The 15200-nt window shown below is 67.8% G+C and carries 16 protein-coding genes; 11 read left to right on the forward strand and 5 right to left on the reverse strand.

Features of this window, described 5'->3' with window-relative positions; all coding sequences use genetic code 11:
• Positions 1-76: 76 nt before the first annotated feature.
• The 3 genes from OG555_RS03490 to OG555_RS03500 are packed head-to-tail and all read left to right on the forward strand — an operon-like array spanning position 77 to position 3173.
• Entirely contained in the window at positions 77-1018 is a 942-nt protein-coding gene (locus OG555_RS03490) for a carbohydrate ABC transporter permease (protein WP_329481104.1), read from the forward strand.
• Positions 1008-1862 carry a carbohydrate ABC transporter permease gene (locus OG555_RS03495; RefSeq protein ID WP_329481106.1) on the forward strand — a complete coding sequence of 285 codons (855 nt, stop codon included), beginning with the start codon at positions 1008-1010 and terminating at the stop codon, positions 1860-1862. Before OG555_RS03490 ends, OG555_RS03495 begins: the two co-directional genes overlap by 11 nt.
• 18 nt (positions 1863-1880) lie before the next feature.
• On the forward strand, positions 1881-3173 hold the full coding sequence (locus tag OG555_RS03500; RefSeq protein WP_329481108.1) for an alpha-L-fucosidase: 1293 nt from the start codon (positions 1881-1883) through the stop codon (positions 3171-3173).
• 173 nt (positions 3174-3346) lie between these two features.
• Here OG555_RS03500 and OG555_RS03505 read toward each other — a convergent pair whose 3' ends face one another.
• Both OG555_RS03505 and OG555_RS03510 read right to left on the reverse strand, forming a co-directional pair.
• Positions 3347-3850 (reverse strand): MaoC family dehydratase, encoded by a 504-nt coding sequence (locus OG555_RS03505; protein ID WP_329481110.1) that lies wholly within the window; start codon positions 3848-3850, stop codon positions 3347-3349.
• A gap of 112 nt (positions 3851-3962) precedes the next feature.
• Positions 3963-4514: a general stress protein gene (locus OG555_RS03510; protein WP_329481112.1), complete on the reverse strand. Its 552-nt coding sequence runs from the start codon at positions 4512-4514 to the stop codon at positions 3963-3965.
• 75 nt (positions 4515-4589) lie between these two features.
• Between OG555_RS03510 and OG555_RS03515 the strand changes: the two genes are divergently transcribed.
• Complete coding sequence (locus tag OG555_RS03515) at positions 4590-5699, forward strand: magnesium and cobalt transport protein CorA (protein ID WP_329481114.1); 1110 nt, start codon at positions 4590-4592, stop codon at positions 5697-5699.
• Between the two features lie 192 nt (positions 5700-5891).
• Positions 5892-6452, forward strand: a complete 561-nt coding sequence (locus OG555_RS03520; protein ID WP_329481116.1) for a winged helix-turn-helix domain-containing protein — start codon at positions 5892-5894, stop codon at positions 6450-6452.
• A 94-nt stretch (positions 6453-6546) separates the two neighbouring features.
• Here the strand turns inward: OG555_RS03520 and OG555_RS03525 are convergent, their stop codons facing one another.
• Both OG555_RS03525 and OG555_RS03530 read right to left on the reverse strand, forming a co-directional pair.
• On the reverse strand, positions 6547-7737 hold the full coding sequence (locus OG555_RS03525; protein WP_329481118.1) for an acyl-CoA dehydrogenase family protein: 1191 nt from the start codon (positions 7735-7737) through the stop codon (positions 6547-6549).
• Between the two features lie 126 nt (positions 7738-7863).
• The gene (locus OG555_RS03530) at positions 7864-9306 is read right to left on the reverse strand and encodes a serine/threonine-protein kinase (RefSeq protein WP_329481120.1); all 1443 of its coding nucleotides are present in this window, start codon (positions 9304-9306) and stop codon (positions 7864-7866) included.
• A gap of 120 nt (positions 9307-9426) precedes the next feature.
• On the opposite strand from OG555_RS03530, the gene OG555_RS03535 reads away from it, so the two are divergent.
• Together OG555_RS03535 and OG555_RS03540 are read left to right on the forward strand one after the other, a co-directional pair.
• Positions 9427-10083 (forward strand): peptidylprolyl isomerase, encoded by a 657-nt coding sequence (locus OG555_RS03535; RefSeq protein WP_329481122.1) that lies wholly within the window; start codon positions 9427-9429, stop codon positions 10081-10083.
• A 41-nt stretch (positions 10084-10124) separates the two neighbouring features.
• Positions 10125-10739, forward strand: coding sequence for a VOC family protein (locus OG555_RS03540; protein ID WP_328518576.1), 615 nt, complete (start codon positions 10125-10127; stop codon positions 10737-10739).
• Here OG555_RS03540 and OG555_RS03545 read toward each other — a convergent pair.
• A complete protein-coding gene (locus tag OG555_RS03545; protein ID WP_329481124.1) occupies positions 10736-11698 on the reverse strand; it encodes an HpcH/HpaI aldolase/citrate lyase family protein in 963 nt (320 codons plus the stop codon). The genes OG555_RS03540 and OG555_RS03545 overlap by 4 nt on opposite strands.
• Before the next feature lie 101 nt (positions 11699-11799).
• Between OG555_RS03545 and OG555_RS03550 the strand changes: the two genes are divergently transcribed.
• The 4 genes from OG555_RS03550 to htpX all read left to right on the forward strand — a co-directional run bounded on the left by OG555_RS03550 (position 11800) and on the right by htpX (position 15190).
• Positions 11800-12327, forward strand: coding sequence for a hypothetical protein (locus OG555_RS03550; RefSeq protein ID WP_329481126.1), 528 nt, complete (start codon positions 11800-11802; stop codon positions 12325-12327).
• Positions 12328-12437: 110 nt separating this feature from the next.
• Positions 12438-13715, forward strand: coding sequence for a magnesium transporter MgtE N-terminal domain-containing protein (locus OG555_RS03555; RefSeq protein ID WP_329481128.1), 1278 nt, complete (start codon positions 12438-12440; stop codon positions 13713-13715).
• Positions 13705-14238 (forward strand): DUF1003 domain-containing protein, encoded by a 534-nt coding sequence (locus OG555_RS03560; RefSeq protein ID WP_329481130.1) that lies wholly within the window; start codon positions 13705-13707, stop codon positions 14236-14238. Before OG555_RS03555 ends, OG555_RS03560 begins: the two co-directional genes overlap by 11 nt.
• A gap of 49 nt (positions 14239-14287) precedes the next feature.
• Positions 14288-15190: a zinc metalloprotease HtpX gene (gene htpX / locus OG555_RS03565; protein WP_329481132.1), complete on the forward strand. Its 903-nt coding sequence runs from the start codon at positions 14288-14290 to the stop codon at positions 15188-15190.
• Positions 15191-15200 lie beyond the last annotated feature (10 nt).

Consider the following 15200-nt stretch of genomic DNA (forward strand, 5'->3'; position numbering starts at 1 on the left):
GCCTTGGCTCCCGGCCTTCCCTCGTCGCTCCAGTCGCTTCGCTCCTTGCGCTCCTCAGTCCAGGCCGGGAGGCCCCATGACCACGACCACCACCGCCGCCCCGCCCGGGGCACCGCCCGGTACTACCCGGGCGGGGCGGCGGCCCGCGCTGCGAAGGGACGCCCGGCACGCCGGGGTCTTCCTGGCTCCGAGCCTTGCCGGGCTGGCCCTGTTCACGCTGTTCCCCACCGCGATGGCGCTGGGGATCAGCCTGTTCGACTGGCCGGTGTTCGGCCAGCGCACGTTCCTCGGCATCGACAACTACACCCACCTGCTGCACGACCCGGTGTTCCGGCGGGTCGTGCTGAACACGGTGCTGTTCGTGGTGCTGTACGTGCCGCTGAACCTGGTCGTCTCGCTCGGGCTCGCGCTCTGGATCGGCCCGCATATCAAGGGCCGGCAGGCGTTCCGGGTGCTGTTCTTCATCCCGGTGATGACGCCGATGGTGGCCAACGCGATGGTCTGGCGGCTGCTGTTCCAGCCGGGCGGCCTGATCGACAGCGTGCTGCAGAGCTGGTTCGGCATCAGCGCACCGAACTTCCTCGGCTCGTCGACCTGGGCGATGCCGGCGATCGTGGCGATGTCGGTCTGGCAGGGCTTCGGCTACAACTTCCTGGTCTTCTCCGCCGCCATCGACCAGGTGCCGCAGTCGCAACTGGAGTCGGCGCAGATCGACGGCGCCGGCGTCCTGCAGCGGTTCCGGTACGTCACCTGGCCGATGATCACGCCGTCGATCTTCTTCGCCACCACGCTGACGCTGATCACCTCGTTCCAGGTGTTCGCGCAGCCGTTCATCCTGACCCAGGGCGGTCCGGGCGTGTCCACCCAGACGATCGTGATGTACGTCTACAACCAGGGCTGGCAGTTCCTGACCATGGGCCTGGCGTCGGCGGCCGGCTGGGTGCTGTTCGTGATCATCATGGGCATCACCGCGATCCAGTTCGTCGGGCAGCGCAAGTGGGTGAACTATGACGTCTGAACTCGCTACCGCAGACACCGGCCGGCGCATCCGCAGCAGTGTGTCCCACATCCTGCTGGTGCTCGTCGCGCTCGCGTTCCTCGCGCCGTTGGTGTACGCCGTGTCCACCTCGCTGAAGCCCGCGGACGAGGTGTTCACGCCGACCCCGCACCTGTTCGGCACCGAGATCCGCTGGCAGAACTACGCCGACGCGTTCACGTTCGCGCCGTTCGGCCGCTACTTCGCGAACAGCCTGTTCGTCGCGATCGCCGGGACGCTGGTCGTGGTGGTCGCCTCGAGCATGTCGGCGTACGCGTTCGCCCGGCTGAAATTCAGGGGCCGTGAGCAACTGTTCGTGCTGTTCCTGGGCACCCTGATGGTGCCGCAGGAAGTGCTGATCGTGCCGATGTACTGGCTGATGCAGTCGCTCGGCTGGGTGGACAGCTACTGGGCGCTGATCCTGCCCTGGGCGTTCACCGCGTTCGGCACCTTCCTGCTGCGGCAGTTCTTCCTGACCGTCCCGGCCGAGCTGGAGGAAGCGGCCCGGGTGGACGGGTGCGGGCCGTTCCGCACCTTCCTGCGGATCATGCTGCCGCTGGCCCGGCCGGCGATCGCCGTCCTGACCGTCTTCACCTTCATCAGCTTCTGGGGCAGCTTCCTGTGGCCGCTGATCATCATCAACAGCGTCGAGACCAAGGGCACCGTGCCGCTCGGCCTGGCGCAGTTCAGCGGGCAGCAGGGCACCCAGTGGAACCTGATGATGGCGGCGTCGATCATGGCGATGATCCCGACCGTGCTGCTCGTCATCCTGCTGCAGAAACACCTTGTCCGTGGCCTGCTCGTCACAGGTCTGGGCGGCCGTTAACTCTTAAGGAGATCTGAGATGACCGACGCGCCTCCCGCGCACTCTGTCGAGAAGTTCCGTGACTGGCGGTTCGGCCTGTTCGTCCACTGGGGCCTGTACTCGCTGCCGGCCCGGCACGAGTGGGTGAAGAACCGCGAGCGGCTGACCGACGAGGACTACCAACCGTACTTCGACCACTTCGAGCCCGACCTGTACGACCCGGCCAAGTGGGCCAAGGCGGCTCGCGAGGCCGGCATGAAGTACGCCGTACTCACGACCAAGCACCATGAGGGCTTCTGTCTGTGGGACTCCGAGGTGTCGGACTACACAGTCGCGAAGACAGCGTGGGGCAAGGACCTGGTCGGCCCGTTCGTCGAGGCGTGCCGGGCCGAAGGGCTCGGTGTCGGCTTCTACCACTCGCTGATCGACTGGCACCACCCGGAGTTCCCGATCGACCTCGTGCACCCGCAGCGCGACGACGAGGAGGCGATCGCGAAGGCGGCCGGCCGGGACATCGAGGTGTACGCCGACTACCTGCACGCGCAGACGCGTGAGCTGCTGACGAACTACGGTCCGATCGACATCATGTGGTTCGACTTCTCCTACCCGGGCCGCACGTACGACGACGGCCGGGACGGCCACGGGAAGGGCCGCGACGACTGGCGGTCCGAGGAACTGATGGCGATGGTCCGGGAGCTGCAGCCGGACATCCTGATCAACGACCGGCTGGACATCCCGGGCGACTTCGTGACGCCGGAGCAGTACCAGCCGGACGGTCCGATGCAGCGTGACGGGCAGCCGGTGCTGTGGGAGGCCTGCCAGACACTAAACGGCAGCTGGGGCTACGACCGCGACAACCTGGATTGGAAGTCACCGGAGCTGCTGGTGAAGATGCTGGTCGACTCTGTGTCCAAGGACGGCAACCTGCTGCTGAACGTCGGCCCGACCGGGCGGGGCGAGTTCGACCCGCGGGCGCTGGCCACGCTGGCGTCGATCGGCGAGTGGATGCGGCTGCACGAGCGCTCCGTCCGCGGCGCCCGCCCGGCCGAGTACACCGCTCCCCCGGACTGCCGCTTCACCCAGAAGGGCAACCGGCTCTACCTGCACCTGTTCTCCTGGCCGATGGGCCACATCCACCTGCCTGGCATGGCCGGCAAGGTGAAGTACGCCCAGTTGCTGAACGACGCGTCCGAGATCAAGCGCATCGTCAACGACCCGCACCAGACCGCTCAGAACACCACGATGGGTGGCGTCTCGGCCGACGTACTCACACTGAAACTCCCTATCCAGAAGCCGAACGTCCTCGTCCCCGTCATCGAGCTCTTCCTCTGAACCATCGGTCGTCGGTCATTCGAGAGGAGGACCCTCCAACCACGGGGTTGACGCCTCAAGTAGTGGGTTGCCCCCTCAGCATCCGAGGGGGCAACCCACCAGCTCAGGGGCTGACCGCTGAAACGGCGGGCAAGGCGGGAGTTCGGGCGGGGCAGTGCGCCACCCGGGGCGGGTCAGGAAGTGGGGGTGGGGCGGCCGGGTTGTTCGCCGCCACGAGCTTCGAGGTAGCTGTTCTTCGGGACCATCACCTTGCGGCGGAACAGGCAGACGACGGTGCCGTCCTGCTTGTAGCCCTTGGTCTCGACGTAGACCACGCCGCGGTCGTCCTTCGACTTCGACTCCCATTTGTCCAGCACCACGGTCTCGCCGTAGATCGTGTCACCGTGGAAGGTGGGCGCGACGTGGCGGAGTGATTCGATCTCCAGGTTCGCGATCGCCTTGCCACTCACGTCCGGCACCGACATGCCGAGCAGGATCGAGTAGATGTAGTTGCCCACCACAACGTTCTTGCCGAACTGGGTGGACTCTTCCGCGTAGTGCGTGTCCAGGTGCAGCGGATGGTGGTTCATCGTGAGCAGGCAGAACAGGTGGTCGTCGTACTCCGTCACCGTCTTGCCCGGCCAGTGCTTGTAGACGGCACCGACCTCGAACTCCTCGTAGCTACGCCCGAACTGCATCTCGGCTCCTCCTCCGCGGTGGATACCCATGCTGCCGAATCCGGGCGCATCCGGACCGTGGTGTGGCTCTCACCGGCAGGAGAGATAGGTCACCTCCCGCCAACAGCCGGGGTCAGTCGGTCGGGCGCTGCATCTGCTGCTGGACCGGCTGCTGGATCGGCTGCTCCGGCACGCGCGGGTTCACCTCACCCTTGAGCGCCAGCTTGGCCAGGTGGTTGCGCGCCTCTTCGGCGAACTTGAAGTCGCACAGTACGTCGTACGTCGTCGCCACCACCGCGGTCCGGGAAGTGAAGTCGCGGCGACCGGCCGACTGGGAGTAGCTGAGGCCACCGAACACCAGTCCGAAGAAGGCGCCCAGCACCACGCCGGTGAGCAGGGCCGCGAGCCAGTTACCAGTCGTGAACAGGCCCAGCAGCAGGCCCACGAACAGACCGAACCAGGCTCCGCTGGCCAGACCCGCGGTCAGTGCACGGCCCCAGGTGAGCCGGCCGGTGATCTTCTCCACCTGACGAAGGTTGTTGCCGACGATGGTCGTGTGCTCGACCGGGAACTTCTCGTCCGAGAGGTAGTCGACAGCTCGCTGCGCCTCCCGGTAGGTGTCGTACGTCCCGATCGTCAGCCCGCTAGGCCGGGGGTCCATCGAGGGCATGCCCTGCGTGGTCATCGTCGTTCCTCTCCACGTGCGTCCACCCCCATCATTGCCGACGCCTGGTTACCGCGTCTTGATAGCCTCGCCGTGATGGCCGGGCGACGGTGGGACACGGGCGCGACACGCCGGATGGGACGAGTCTTCGCCCGGCGTGCGGCCGGTGACGGCCCGGCCCAGGCAGACCTGGTCGCCAGCGGCAAGCTGGACGGCGCCCTCGTCGACTGGGGCTTCTACCGCGACGGACACCGCGACGACCGGATCAACTCCTACACCGAGGCGCTGGCTCGGGCCCGGCGCGGCCAGGGGTTCGTGTGGATCGGCCTCTTCCAGCCGAACGATCGCCAGCTGGCCATCATCGGTAAAGAGTTCGGTCTGCACGCACTGGCTCTGGAGGACGCGTCCGAGGCGCACCAGCGCCCCAAGCTCGAGCGGTACGACGACACGCTGTTCGCCGTACTGAAGACGGTCCGGTACGTCCCGCACGAGGATCTGACCGCCACCAGCGAGGTGGTCGAGACCGGCGAGGTGATGGTGTTCTGCGGGCCGGGCTTCGTCGTCACGGTCCGCCATGGTGAGCACAGCGAGCTGGCCGGCCTGCGGCAGGACCTGGAGACGCAGCCGGGACGCCTGTCCCTCGGCCCCGGCGCCGTACTGCATGCCATCGCGGACCATGTGGTGGACCGGTACCTGGAGGTCGCGGACGCCGTACAGGCCGATATCGACACGATCGAGACAGCCATGTTCACCCCACGTGGCTGGCGGAGCATCGACCGGGTCTACCAGCTCAAGCGCGAGGTGCTCGAGCTGAAGCGCGCGGTGGCGCCGCTGACCGGGCCGATGCGGACGCTGTCGACGCTGCGGCACCCCTTGATCGCGGACGAGACCAGGAACTACTTCCGCGACGTCGACGACCATCTGCTGCGGGTCAAGGAGCAGGTGATCTCGTTCGACGAGCTGCTCAGCTCGATCCTGCAGGCCGGGCTGGCCCAGGTGCAGGTGGCCGAGAACGAGGACATGCGGCGGATCTCTGCCTGGGTGGCGATTCTGGCGGTGCCGACGGTGATCGCCGGGATCTACGGGATGAACTTCGACTACATGCCGGAGTTGCGCATCAAGTACGCGTACTTCGTGATCCTCGGCGTGATGCTGACCGCGTGCACTGTGCTTTACCGGCTGTTCAAGCGAAACCACTGGCTCTGAGCCCGGACGTCCACTACCGCCTGATGGGTCGGTTGGCAACCTTATGCCATGGCCGCGAGTCCCGCTCGTTTGGAATGTTCCAACGGTTGTGGACCGAACAGCGCCCTTGATTGAATGCCGCCATCGCGTTCGGTCAGCAGTCCGCCACATTCTGCGACCGACGGCACTGGGGATGTCGTGGGCGGTTCGTAGATGAGGGAGGGCCGGATCGTGCTCCGTATTCATTTCACTCCCCGTGATCTGGCCCGGGTCACGGTCGCCACCGCACTGCACCCGCGGGTCCGGTGGGTGGCCCCAGTGCTGCAGGTGCTCGATATGAACGACCGAGATCTGTACCTCGATGGCAGGGGGATCGAGTTACAGCCGTCGGCGTTCTGCCGGCAGGTGCCGACGAAGCTGAGGGACCCAGAGCTCAAACCGGTTCTGGTGTACCCGATCCAGCACGCGCCGGGCATCCTGCGGCAGGCGTCGATGGAGTCCGCGCCGAGGAGTGACCCGCTGGGGTCACTGCTCGGCTCGACCCGGGCCGTGGCGCTGGAGGCCGCGGTGTCCGGGTGTACGACGACGGAGCTGGCCAAGCGCTGCAACATCTCCCCGGCCGCGGCCAGCCATCAGGCGACCGTGCTGCGCGAGGCCGGGCTGATCACCACCCGCCGCGCCGCGCCTCCGTCCGCCACGAGATCACCCAACTGGGGATCTGGCTGTTGTCCGGTTACGGCTCCGGCAACACCCGCCAGACTCCCGCCCGGGTGACGGCCTAGACCCTGCCCCGCCGCACGCTGGACGCCGACTGGCACCGCCCCGCCCGTCGGCCCAGCGTGCCGGCCGGTCTAGCGTCCTGAGGACACTAGAGCTTGTAGTCCTCGAGCAGCCGGCGGCCGATGATCATCCGCTGGATGTCCGCCGTACCCTCGCCGATCAGCAGCATCGGCGCCTCCCGGTACAGCCGCTCGATCTCGTACTCCTTGGAGAACCCGTAGCCCCCATGGATCCGGAACGAGTCCTCCACCACCTGCGAGCAGTACTCGCTGGCCAGGTACTTCGCGACGCCGGCCTCGAAGTCGTTGCGCGAGCCGCTGTCCTTCTTCCGCGCCGCCTTCACCATCAGCTCGTGCGCCGCCTCGACCTTCACCGCCATGTCGGCCAGCCGGAACAGCACCGCCTGGTGCTCGGCGATCTTCTTGCCGAACGTCTCCCGCTGCTGCGCGTACGAGATCCCCAGCTCGAACGCCCGCCGCGCCACCCCACACCCGCGGGCGGCGACGTTCACCCGGCCGACCTCGACACCGTCCATCATCTGGTAGAAGCCCTTGCCCGGTACGCCGCCGAGGATCTGGCCGGCGTCGATCCGGTAGCCGTCGAAGATCAGCTCGGTGGTGTCGACGCCCTTGTAACCCATCTTCTCGATCTTGCCGGGGATCGTGAGGCCCTTGTCCACCTCACCGAACCCGGGCTCCTTCTCGACCAGGAACGTGGTCATGTTCCTGTAGACCGAGTCCTGCCCCTCGTCGGTCTTCACGAGTACGGCGACCAGGTTCGACGAGCCGCCGTTCGTCAGCCACATCTTCTGGCCGTTGACGACGTACGCGTCACCGTCCTTGACCGCCTTGGTCTTGATCGCGGCCACGTCCGAGCCGCAACCGGGCTCGGACATCGAGAACGCGCCGCGGACCTCGCCGGTCGCCATCCGGGGCAGGTACTTCTGCTTCTGCTCGTCGGTGCCGTGCTGGAGCAGCATGTACGCGACGATGAAGTGGGTGTTGATGATGCCGGACACGCTCATCCAGCCGCGGGCGATCTCCTCGACGCACAGTGCGTAGGTGAGCAGCGATTCGCCGAGGCCGCCGTACTCCTCCGGGATCATCAGGCCGAACAGGCCGAGTTCCTTGAGGCCCTCGACGATCTCGGTCGGGTACTCGTCGCGGTGCTCGAGCTCGGTGGCGACCGGGAGGATCTCCGCCTCGACGAACGCGCGGACCGTCTTCAGGATCTCCTCCTGGATGTCGGTCAGCCCGTCGGTCTGCTGCAACCTGCTCATCCCGGCTCCTTCGGTCAGCCTGCGTCGATTGGGGTTGGCCTTACCCGCGAGTATCGCGGTTCTCAGCATCCCGGCACGAGGGTGACACCCGCTGTGACACCGGCCACCTACCGAAGGTCGCGTGGCTCACTCGTTGTTGTTGCCGTCCGGCCGGGGCAACGCGCTGCTGACGACGGAGAACAGAGCGGCGATCTGCGGGGTGGCCTGCCACCGGTGGTGCTGTTGCGCCTCGATCAGCCGCTGCCGGGCGGAGTAGAAGTGCTTGGCCGCTGAGGCGGTGTCACCGTGGTCCAGCGCCTCCGCGGCCTGGTCGAGCTCGCGTGCGGCGTCCCGCGGAGCCCTGCTCCGGCTCCCCTGCTGGGTCGCCCGCACTTGCGCGGCCAGTGTCCGCAACGACTGCACCAGCGCGGCCTGCGGGTTCTGCTGCTGCGTTTCCTTCGGAGTCGGCTTCGGCTTCTTGGACGGAGTCTTCGACGGCGTCGGTGTCGGCTTCGGCGTGGTCTTGGGCAAGGCCGAGACCTTCTGCACCGGTGCGGACGGTGTCCCACCGGCCTGCGCCGGCGGGTCGTTCGTCACACTCTCACGCAACAGCAGTCCCCCGGAGATCGCAGCGAGCACGACCGCCGCGGCCACACCCACCTTGACCAACGGGAACTGTCGCCGCGGCGCCCGGTGCGTGCCGGTCTCGGCCGGCTCGTCTTCCCAGGTGCCCACGCCGATCACGTCTTCCGGCGCTGCGGCGGGTGTGAAGGCCAGCACCTGCGTTTGGGCGGACGGAGTGAGCAGCCGGGCCACATCGGCCGCGGACGACGGGCGGTCCGCCGGCTCCTTGGCCAGCAGGTGAGTGATGAGGTTGGCCAGCTCCGGCGGTACGTCGGTACGCGTCACAGGCGGTGGGGGTGCGTCGAGGTGCTGGCGCATCACCGCGTCGGCGGTTGGGCCCGTGAAGGGCGGCGTACCGGCGAGGAGCTCATGGAGGACGCAGCCGAAGGAGTACCAGTCACTGGCGGGGGTGGCGGCCTGGCCACGGACCTGCTCCGGCGACACGTACGACGCCGTACCGAGCAGGACGCCCAGTGCGGTCGTCTCGTTGCCCGCGCGCTTGGCGATGCCGAAGTCGGTGATCTTGAGCGTGCCGTCCGGGGCCAGCAGCAGGTTCGCCGGCTTCACGTCGCGGTGGACGATCCCGGCAGCGTGAGCCGCGTCCAGAGCCCGCGCACCCTGGGTGGCGATGTCGGTGACCAGCTCTGCCGTCGGCAGGCCCGCAGTACGCATCAGCTGGGCCAGATCCGGCCCGGAAACGAGTTCCATCACCAGGAACACGTGTTCGCCCTCGTTGCCGACGTCGTACGTCGCAACGACGTTCGGGTGCGTCAGCCGTGCGGCCGACTGGGCCTCGGCCCGGAACCGCTCGACCGCGTCCATCGGGTCGCCTTCGAGCCGGCGCAGCAGCTTGACCGCCACCTGGCGGGCGAGAACCGTGTCCTCGGCCTGCCAGACCTCACCGGCACCACCCCTGCCCAGCAGGGTCACCAAGCGGTAGCGCCCTGCCAGTATCTCGCCGTTCACACACCACACCTTCCGCAGCGGACCGCAACACCTTAGGCAACGCATGCGTTTGAGAGCGAGTTCTGGACCGAAAGCTTGCACAACCTCTGCACAGAGCGATCGGCGTACTACCGTGTGCGCATGAAGCGATCACTCACCGCCCTGATCGCGGCCACCCTGGTCGCCGCGACGCTGACCACGACCACCGCCTCGGCCGCGCCCACCGGTCACCCGCGGCCGGTGACGAAGTGCGAGTTCACCCCGACGCCGGAGAACCCGGCGGCCAAGCCGGTCCGGATCCCGTCCGCGACGGCTCGCGCGAAGGGCACGGTCGACGTGTACTTCCTGACCAACTACGGACCGTTCGTGGTCCGGATGGACCGCGCCAACGCGCCCTGCGGCGTACACAACTTCGTCCACCTGGTGAAGAGCCGGTTCTACGACCGCACCCAGTGCTTCCGGCTGACGAACTCGTCCCGGCTGGGCGTCCTGCAGTGCGGTGACATCTACCGCCAGGAGGAAGGCGGCCCGGGGTACAAGTTCCCCGACGAGGTCACCGGCCAGGAGACCTACCCGCGCGGCACTGTTGCCTACGGCAACCAAGGACCGGGGACCAACGGGTCCGAGTTCTTCGTGGTGCACTCGTTCGCCAACATCGCCCCGAACTACACCGTCCTCGGCCACGTGATCGCCGGGATGTCCACCTTCGACCGGATGGTCGCGGCCGGCATCGCCGACCCCGACCAGGACGGGCCGCCGGTCAAGCCGATCCGGATCTACAAGGTCTGGACCTTCTGAGGGGGAGGGTAATTCGGCGTCTTCGGCGCTAGCTTGAGGTCGTGGGTACACGTGGACGGCCGCGGCATCCCGACGTACTGACGCCCGCCGAGTGGCAGGTGGTGGACGCGGTGCGGCACGGGATGCCGAACCGGGAGATCGCGCGGCGGCGGGGAGTCAGCGTCGACGCGGTGAAGTTCCACGTCGCCAACGCGCTGATGAAGCTCGGCCTGGAGCGCCGGGCCGAGCTCCGGACCTGGCGCGGCGTACCCGCCGACAGCGCCCTGCGACGACAAGGAGTGCCGGACATGGCTGTGCAGCTAGGTGCGATCGGGCAGATCGCGCGCCCGGTGAGCGACATTCAGACCGCGGTCGACTTCTACGGGAAGGTCCTGGGGCTGCCGCATCTCTACACGTTCGGGGATCTGGCGTTCTTCGACTGCGGTGGAACGCGGTTGTTCCTCAGCGCGAACGACGGGCCGGCCGGCGACCCGTCGATCCTCTACTTCCAGGTGGACGACATCCAGACGGCGTACGACGAACTGCGCGGACGCGGCGTGGAATTCGAGAACGCGCCGCACCTGATCCACAAGCACGACAACGGGGTCGAGGAATGGATGGCGTTCTTCCCCGACCCCGACGGTCACCTGCTGGCGATCATGGCGCAGGTGGGTTAGTCCGCCGGTGGTTGCCAGACGTCGGTGCGGGTCATGCCGGCGGCGCGGCCCTTGGCGGAGATGACGAGCGCCATCTTGCGGGACGCCTCGTCGATCATCTCGTCGCCGAGCATCACCGCGCCGCGGGCACCCCCTGCCGCGGAGGTGTAGTGGTCGTAGGCGTCGAGGATGTTCTCGGAGTGGTCGTAGTCCTCCTGGCGTGGGGAGTAGACCTCGTTGGCGGCGGCGATCTGGTCGGGGTGCAGGACCCACTTGCCGTCGAAGCCGAGCGCGGCCGAGCGGCCCGCGACGCGTCGGAACCCGTCCACGTCCTTGATCTGCAGGTACGGACCGTCGATCGCCTGCTTCCCGTGTGCGCGGGCGGCCATCAGGATCTGCATCAGGATGTAGTGGTACGCGTCGCCGACGTCGTACCCGGGCGGTTGCTCGCCGACCACCAGCGACTTCATGTTGATCGACGCCATGAAGTCGGCCGGCCCGAAGATGATCGTCTCCACCCGCGGCGACGCGGTGGCGATCGCGTTCACGTTGGTCAGGCCGAGCGCGTTCTCGATCTGCGCCTCGATGCCGATCCGGCCCGGCTCGTAGCCGTGCACCTTCTCCAGCTGGGTCAGCAGGAGGTCGAGCGCGACCACCTGCTCGGCGGTCTGCACCTTCGGCAGCATGATGCAGTCCAGGTGCGCGCCCGCGCCGGCGACAACCTCGATCACGTCCGCGTAGGTCCACTCGGTGGTCCAGTCGTTCACCCGGACGACGCGGACCTTGCTCCCCCAGCCGCCCTCGTTCAGAGCGGCGACGATGTTCTTGCGCGCGTCCACCTTGGCGATCGGGGCGACCGAGTCCTCCAGATCGAGGAACACCTGGTCGGCATCGAGTCCCTTCGCCTTGGCCAGGAACCGCGGGTTCGACCCGGGAGTCGCCAGACACGACCGCCTGCTGCGCAAGACCTGCTCCGCCATCACCGTGTCCCTCTCGTCGGTTACTCACCGGTCACCGGCAGCGTACGGCGAAAGCCTCGCGCCGCGCCCGGTGACATCGCTCACTGTGACACCCTGGTGCCGTGACGACCGAGGACGCTGTGACCGAGATCGCGGCCGTGATGAAGAAGGCCGGACTGGTCTGGCTGTCGTGGAACGGCGGTCGGCCGGCTCCCGCGTGGTTCGCCACGGTCGACGGCCGGTACGTCGTACTCGCGGACGCGGCCGACAGCGCCGAGCAGCCGCTGCCCGGACTGGCCACGGCCGGCTCGGCGGAGGTCGTCGTACCGGCCAAGCCGGCCACCAACCGGCTGGCGAGCTGGCAGGCGACGGTACGACGGCTGGACCCGGGCAGCGAGGAGTGGACGGCCGCGGCCCAGGTGCTGCGGACAGAGCGGCTGAACGCGGCCGGTCTGGACACTCAGCTCGAGCGCTGGAAGACCGAGGCCGACCTGCTCGTCCTGGAGCCGACCGGGGAGATCACCGAGGCAGCCGGACGGTACGACGACCGTCCGCGGGCCGAGGCACCAGTGGGCACTACGGCGACAACCAAGGGCAAGGCGCCGATCACTCTGCACCGCCGCATCCGCCGCCGCCCTCGCCTCAGCTGAGTTCAGGGTGCGGCGGGTTAGCCTTCGAGCATGAACGAGCGCAGCGAGTTCATCATCAAGCACAGTGCGGCTTTCCGCTCATCCGCGCCCGCAGCGAAGCGAGGACGTGGATGAGCGGATCACCGTCGCGCGTCTACGTGGCCCGGCTGGCTGGTCTCCCGGTGTACGACCCGAACGGGGATCAGGTCGGCAAGGTCCGCGACGTCGTGGCGATGATGCGTCAGGGCAACCAACCGCCACGGGTGCTCGGGCTGGTGATCGAGGTGTTCACCAGGCGCCGGATCTTCCTGCCGATGACCCGGGTGACGTCTGTGGACGTCGGACACGTGGTCACGACCGGTCTGGTCAACATGCGGCGCTTCGAGCAGCGTCAGACCGAGGTGCTGGTGCTCGGCGAACTGCTGGACCGCACTGTCACCATCCGCGAGACCGGTACGACCGCAGTGGTGTTCGACATGGCCATGGAGCAGTGGCGGACGCGGGACTGGGTGCTGTCGAAGGTTGCGGTGCGGGAGGGCGCCAAACGGTTCCGGCGGCGCGGACAGACGCATGTGCTCGACTGGAGTGACGTGGATGGCTTCGCGCTGGTCGAGGAGGGTCAGGGCGCGATGCACATTCTGGCCGCGTTCGAGTCGATGAAGGCGGCCGACCTGGCCGGCGTACTGCACGACCTGTCCCCCAAGCGACGCAAGGAGATCGCGGCCGCGCTGAACGACGAGCGCCTGGCCGACGTACTGGAGGAGCTGCCCGACGACGACCAGGTGGAGATCCTGGCCGGTCTGGACACCGAGCGCGCCGCGGACGTGCTCGAGGAGATGTCACCGGACGACGCTGCCGACCTGATCGCCGAACTGCCGACCGAAACCGCGGAGCGGCTGCTGACGCTGATGGAGCCGGACGAAGCCGAGGACGTACGGCGACTGCTGACCTATGAGGAGCGCACGGCCGGCGGACTGATGACCTCGGAGCCGGTCATCCTGTCGGCCGACTCCACAGTGGCGGACGCACTCGCCCATGTGCGGAACGCCGAGCTCAGTCCGGCGCTGGCCGCGATGATCTATGTCTGCAGGCCACCGCTGGAGACTCCGACCGGACGGTTCATCGGTGTCGGCCATATCCAGCGGCTGCTCCGCGAACGACCGTCCGAGCTGGTGACCGCCGTACTGGACACCGATCTGGACGGACTGCGGCCGGACGACAGCCTGACGGCGGTCAGCAAGTACCTGGCGACGTACAACCTGGTCGCGGCACCGGTGCTCGACGACGAGGGCCGGCTGCTCGGCGCGGTCACCGTCGACGACGTGCTCGACCATCTGCTGCCCGAGGACTGGCGCGACGAACCGGACCGTGAGCAAGAACAGCAGGAGGTGGACCACGATGCCCCGTGACGACCGTAGCTCCGACGACCGCCGCCTGCTCCGGAACACCAACCGCCTGGACATCCCCCGCGAGCTGCGCCGCACGATCGTCCGGCGCAACGCCTACGACGCGGATGCGTTCGGGCGGTTCGCGGAGCGGATCGCCCGCTTCCTCGGCACCGGGCGGTTCCTGGTCTACATGACCGCGACGATCCTGTTCTGGGTCGTGTGGAACATCTTCGCGCCGGCGAACTGGCGGTTCGACGAGTACCCGTTCATCTTCCTCACGCTGGCGCTCAGCCTGCAGGCGTCGTACGCCGCTCCGCTCATCCTGCTCGCGCAGAACCGGCAGGAGGCGCGCGACCGGGTCCAGTACGAGCGCGACCGCGACGTCGACGCCCGGACCCGCGCCGACATGGAGTTCCTGGCCCGGGAGATGGCGTCGCTGCGGATGGCCGTCGGCGAGGTCGCGACCCGGGACTTCCTCCGCTCCGAGCTCCGCTCGCTGCTGGCCGATCTGGACCTGAAGAGCCGTGAGGACGACCGGGTTTGAGCCCTTCGGACCCGAGCTACGCTCGTTGTCAGGTAAGGAAGGACGTGGGATGAAGACTCGATTCGCGCCTGATCGTGGGCTGTCCAGCCGGATGATCATCACGAGCTTTTTGCTCGGCTTGCTGTACGTCGGTTTCGTGGCGCTGCTGATCGCGCTGACGAAGAGCGCCGTACTGGCGATCGTGATCGCGGGCGGCGCACTGTTCGCGCAGTACTGGTTCTCCGACCGGATCGCTCTGTATGCGATGCACGGACGGATCGTCACTCCGGAGGAGGCTCCGCAGCTGCACGGCGCGATCGACCGGCTGTGCGCGCTGGCGGACATGCCGAAGCCGCGGGTCGCCATCGCCGACGTCGACCTGCCGAACGCGTTCGCCACCGGCCGCAACCCGAACAAGGCGGTCGTCTGCGTGACGACCGGCATCATGCGCCGCCTGGACGCCGACGAACTGGAGGGCGTGCTGTCGCACGAGCTCTCGCACGTCGCGCACCGGGACGTCGCCGTGATGACGATCGCGTCGTTCCTCGGCGTACTGGCCGGACTGATCACCCGCTTCGGCCTGTACGGCGGCCTCGGCCGGGGCAACCGGGACCAGAACGCCGCGCTGGTCATGCTGACCATCATCGCGGTGTCGATCGCCGTCTACGCGATCTCGTTCGTGCTCACCCGGGCGCTCTCGCGGTACCGGGAGCTCGCGGCGGACCGAGCCGGCGCGATGCTGACCGGGAGACCGTCCGCACTGGCGTCCGCGCTGACGAAGATCAGTGGGGACATCGCGCGGATACCGTCGCGGGACCTGCGGCAGGCGGAGGCGTTCAACGCGTTCTTCTTCGCGCCGGCGATCTCCGGCAAGGCCGGGAGCCTGTCGTCGCTGTTCTCCACGCACCCGCCGCTCGAGAAGCGACTCGACCGGCTCGGTGTGCTGTCGCGTGAGCTGGGCGAGCAGGCCTAGAGACATACCC

The sequence above is a fragment of the Kribbella sp. NBC_01484 genome, assembly GCF_036227145.1.
Classification (GTDB): Bacteria; Actinomycetota; Actinomycetes; order Propionibacteriales; family Kribbellaceae; genus Kribbella.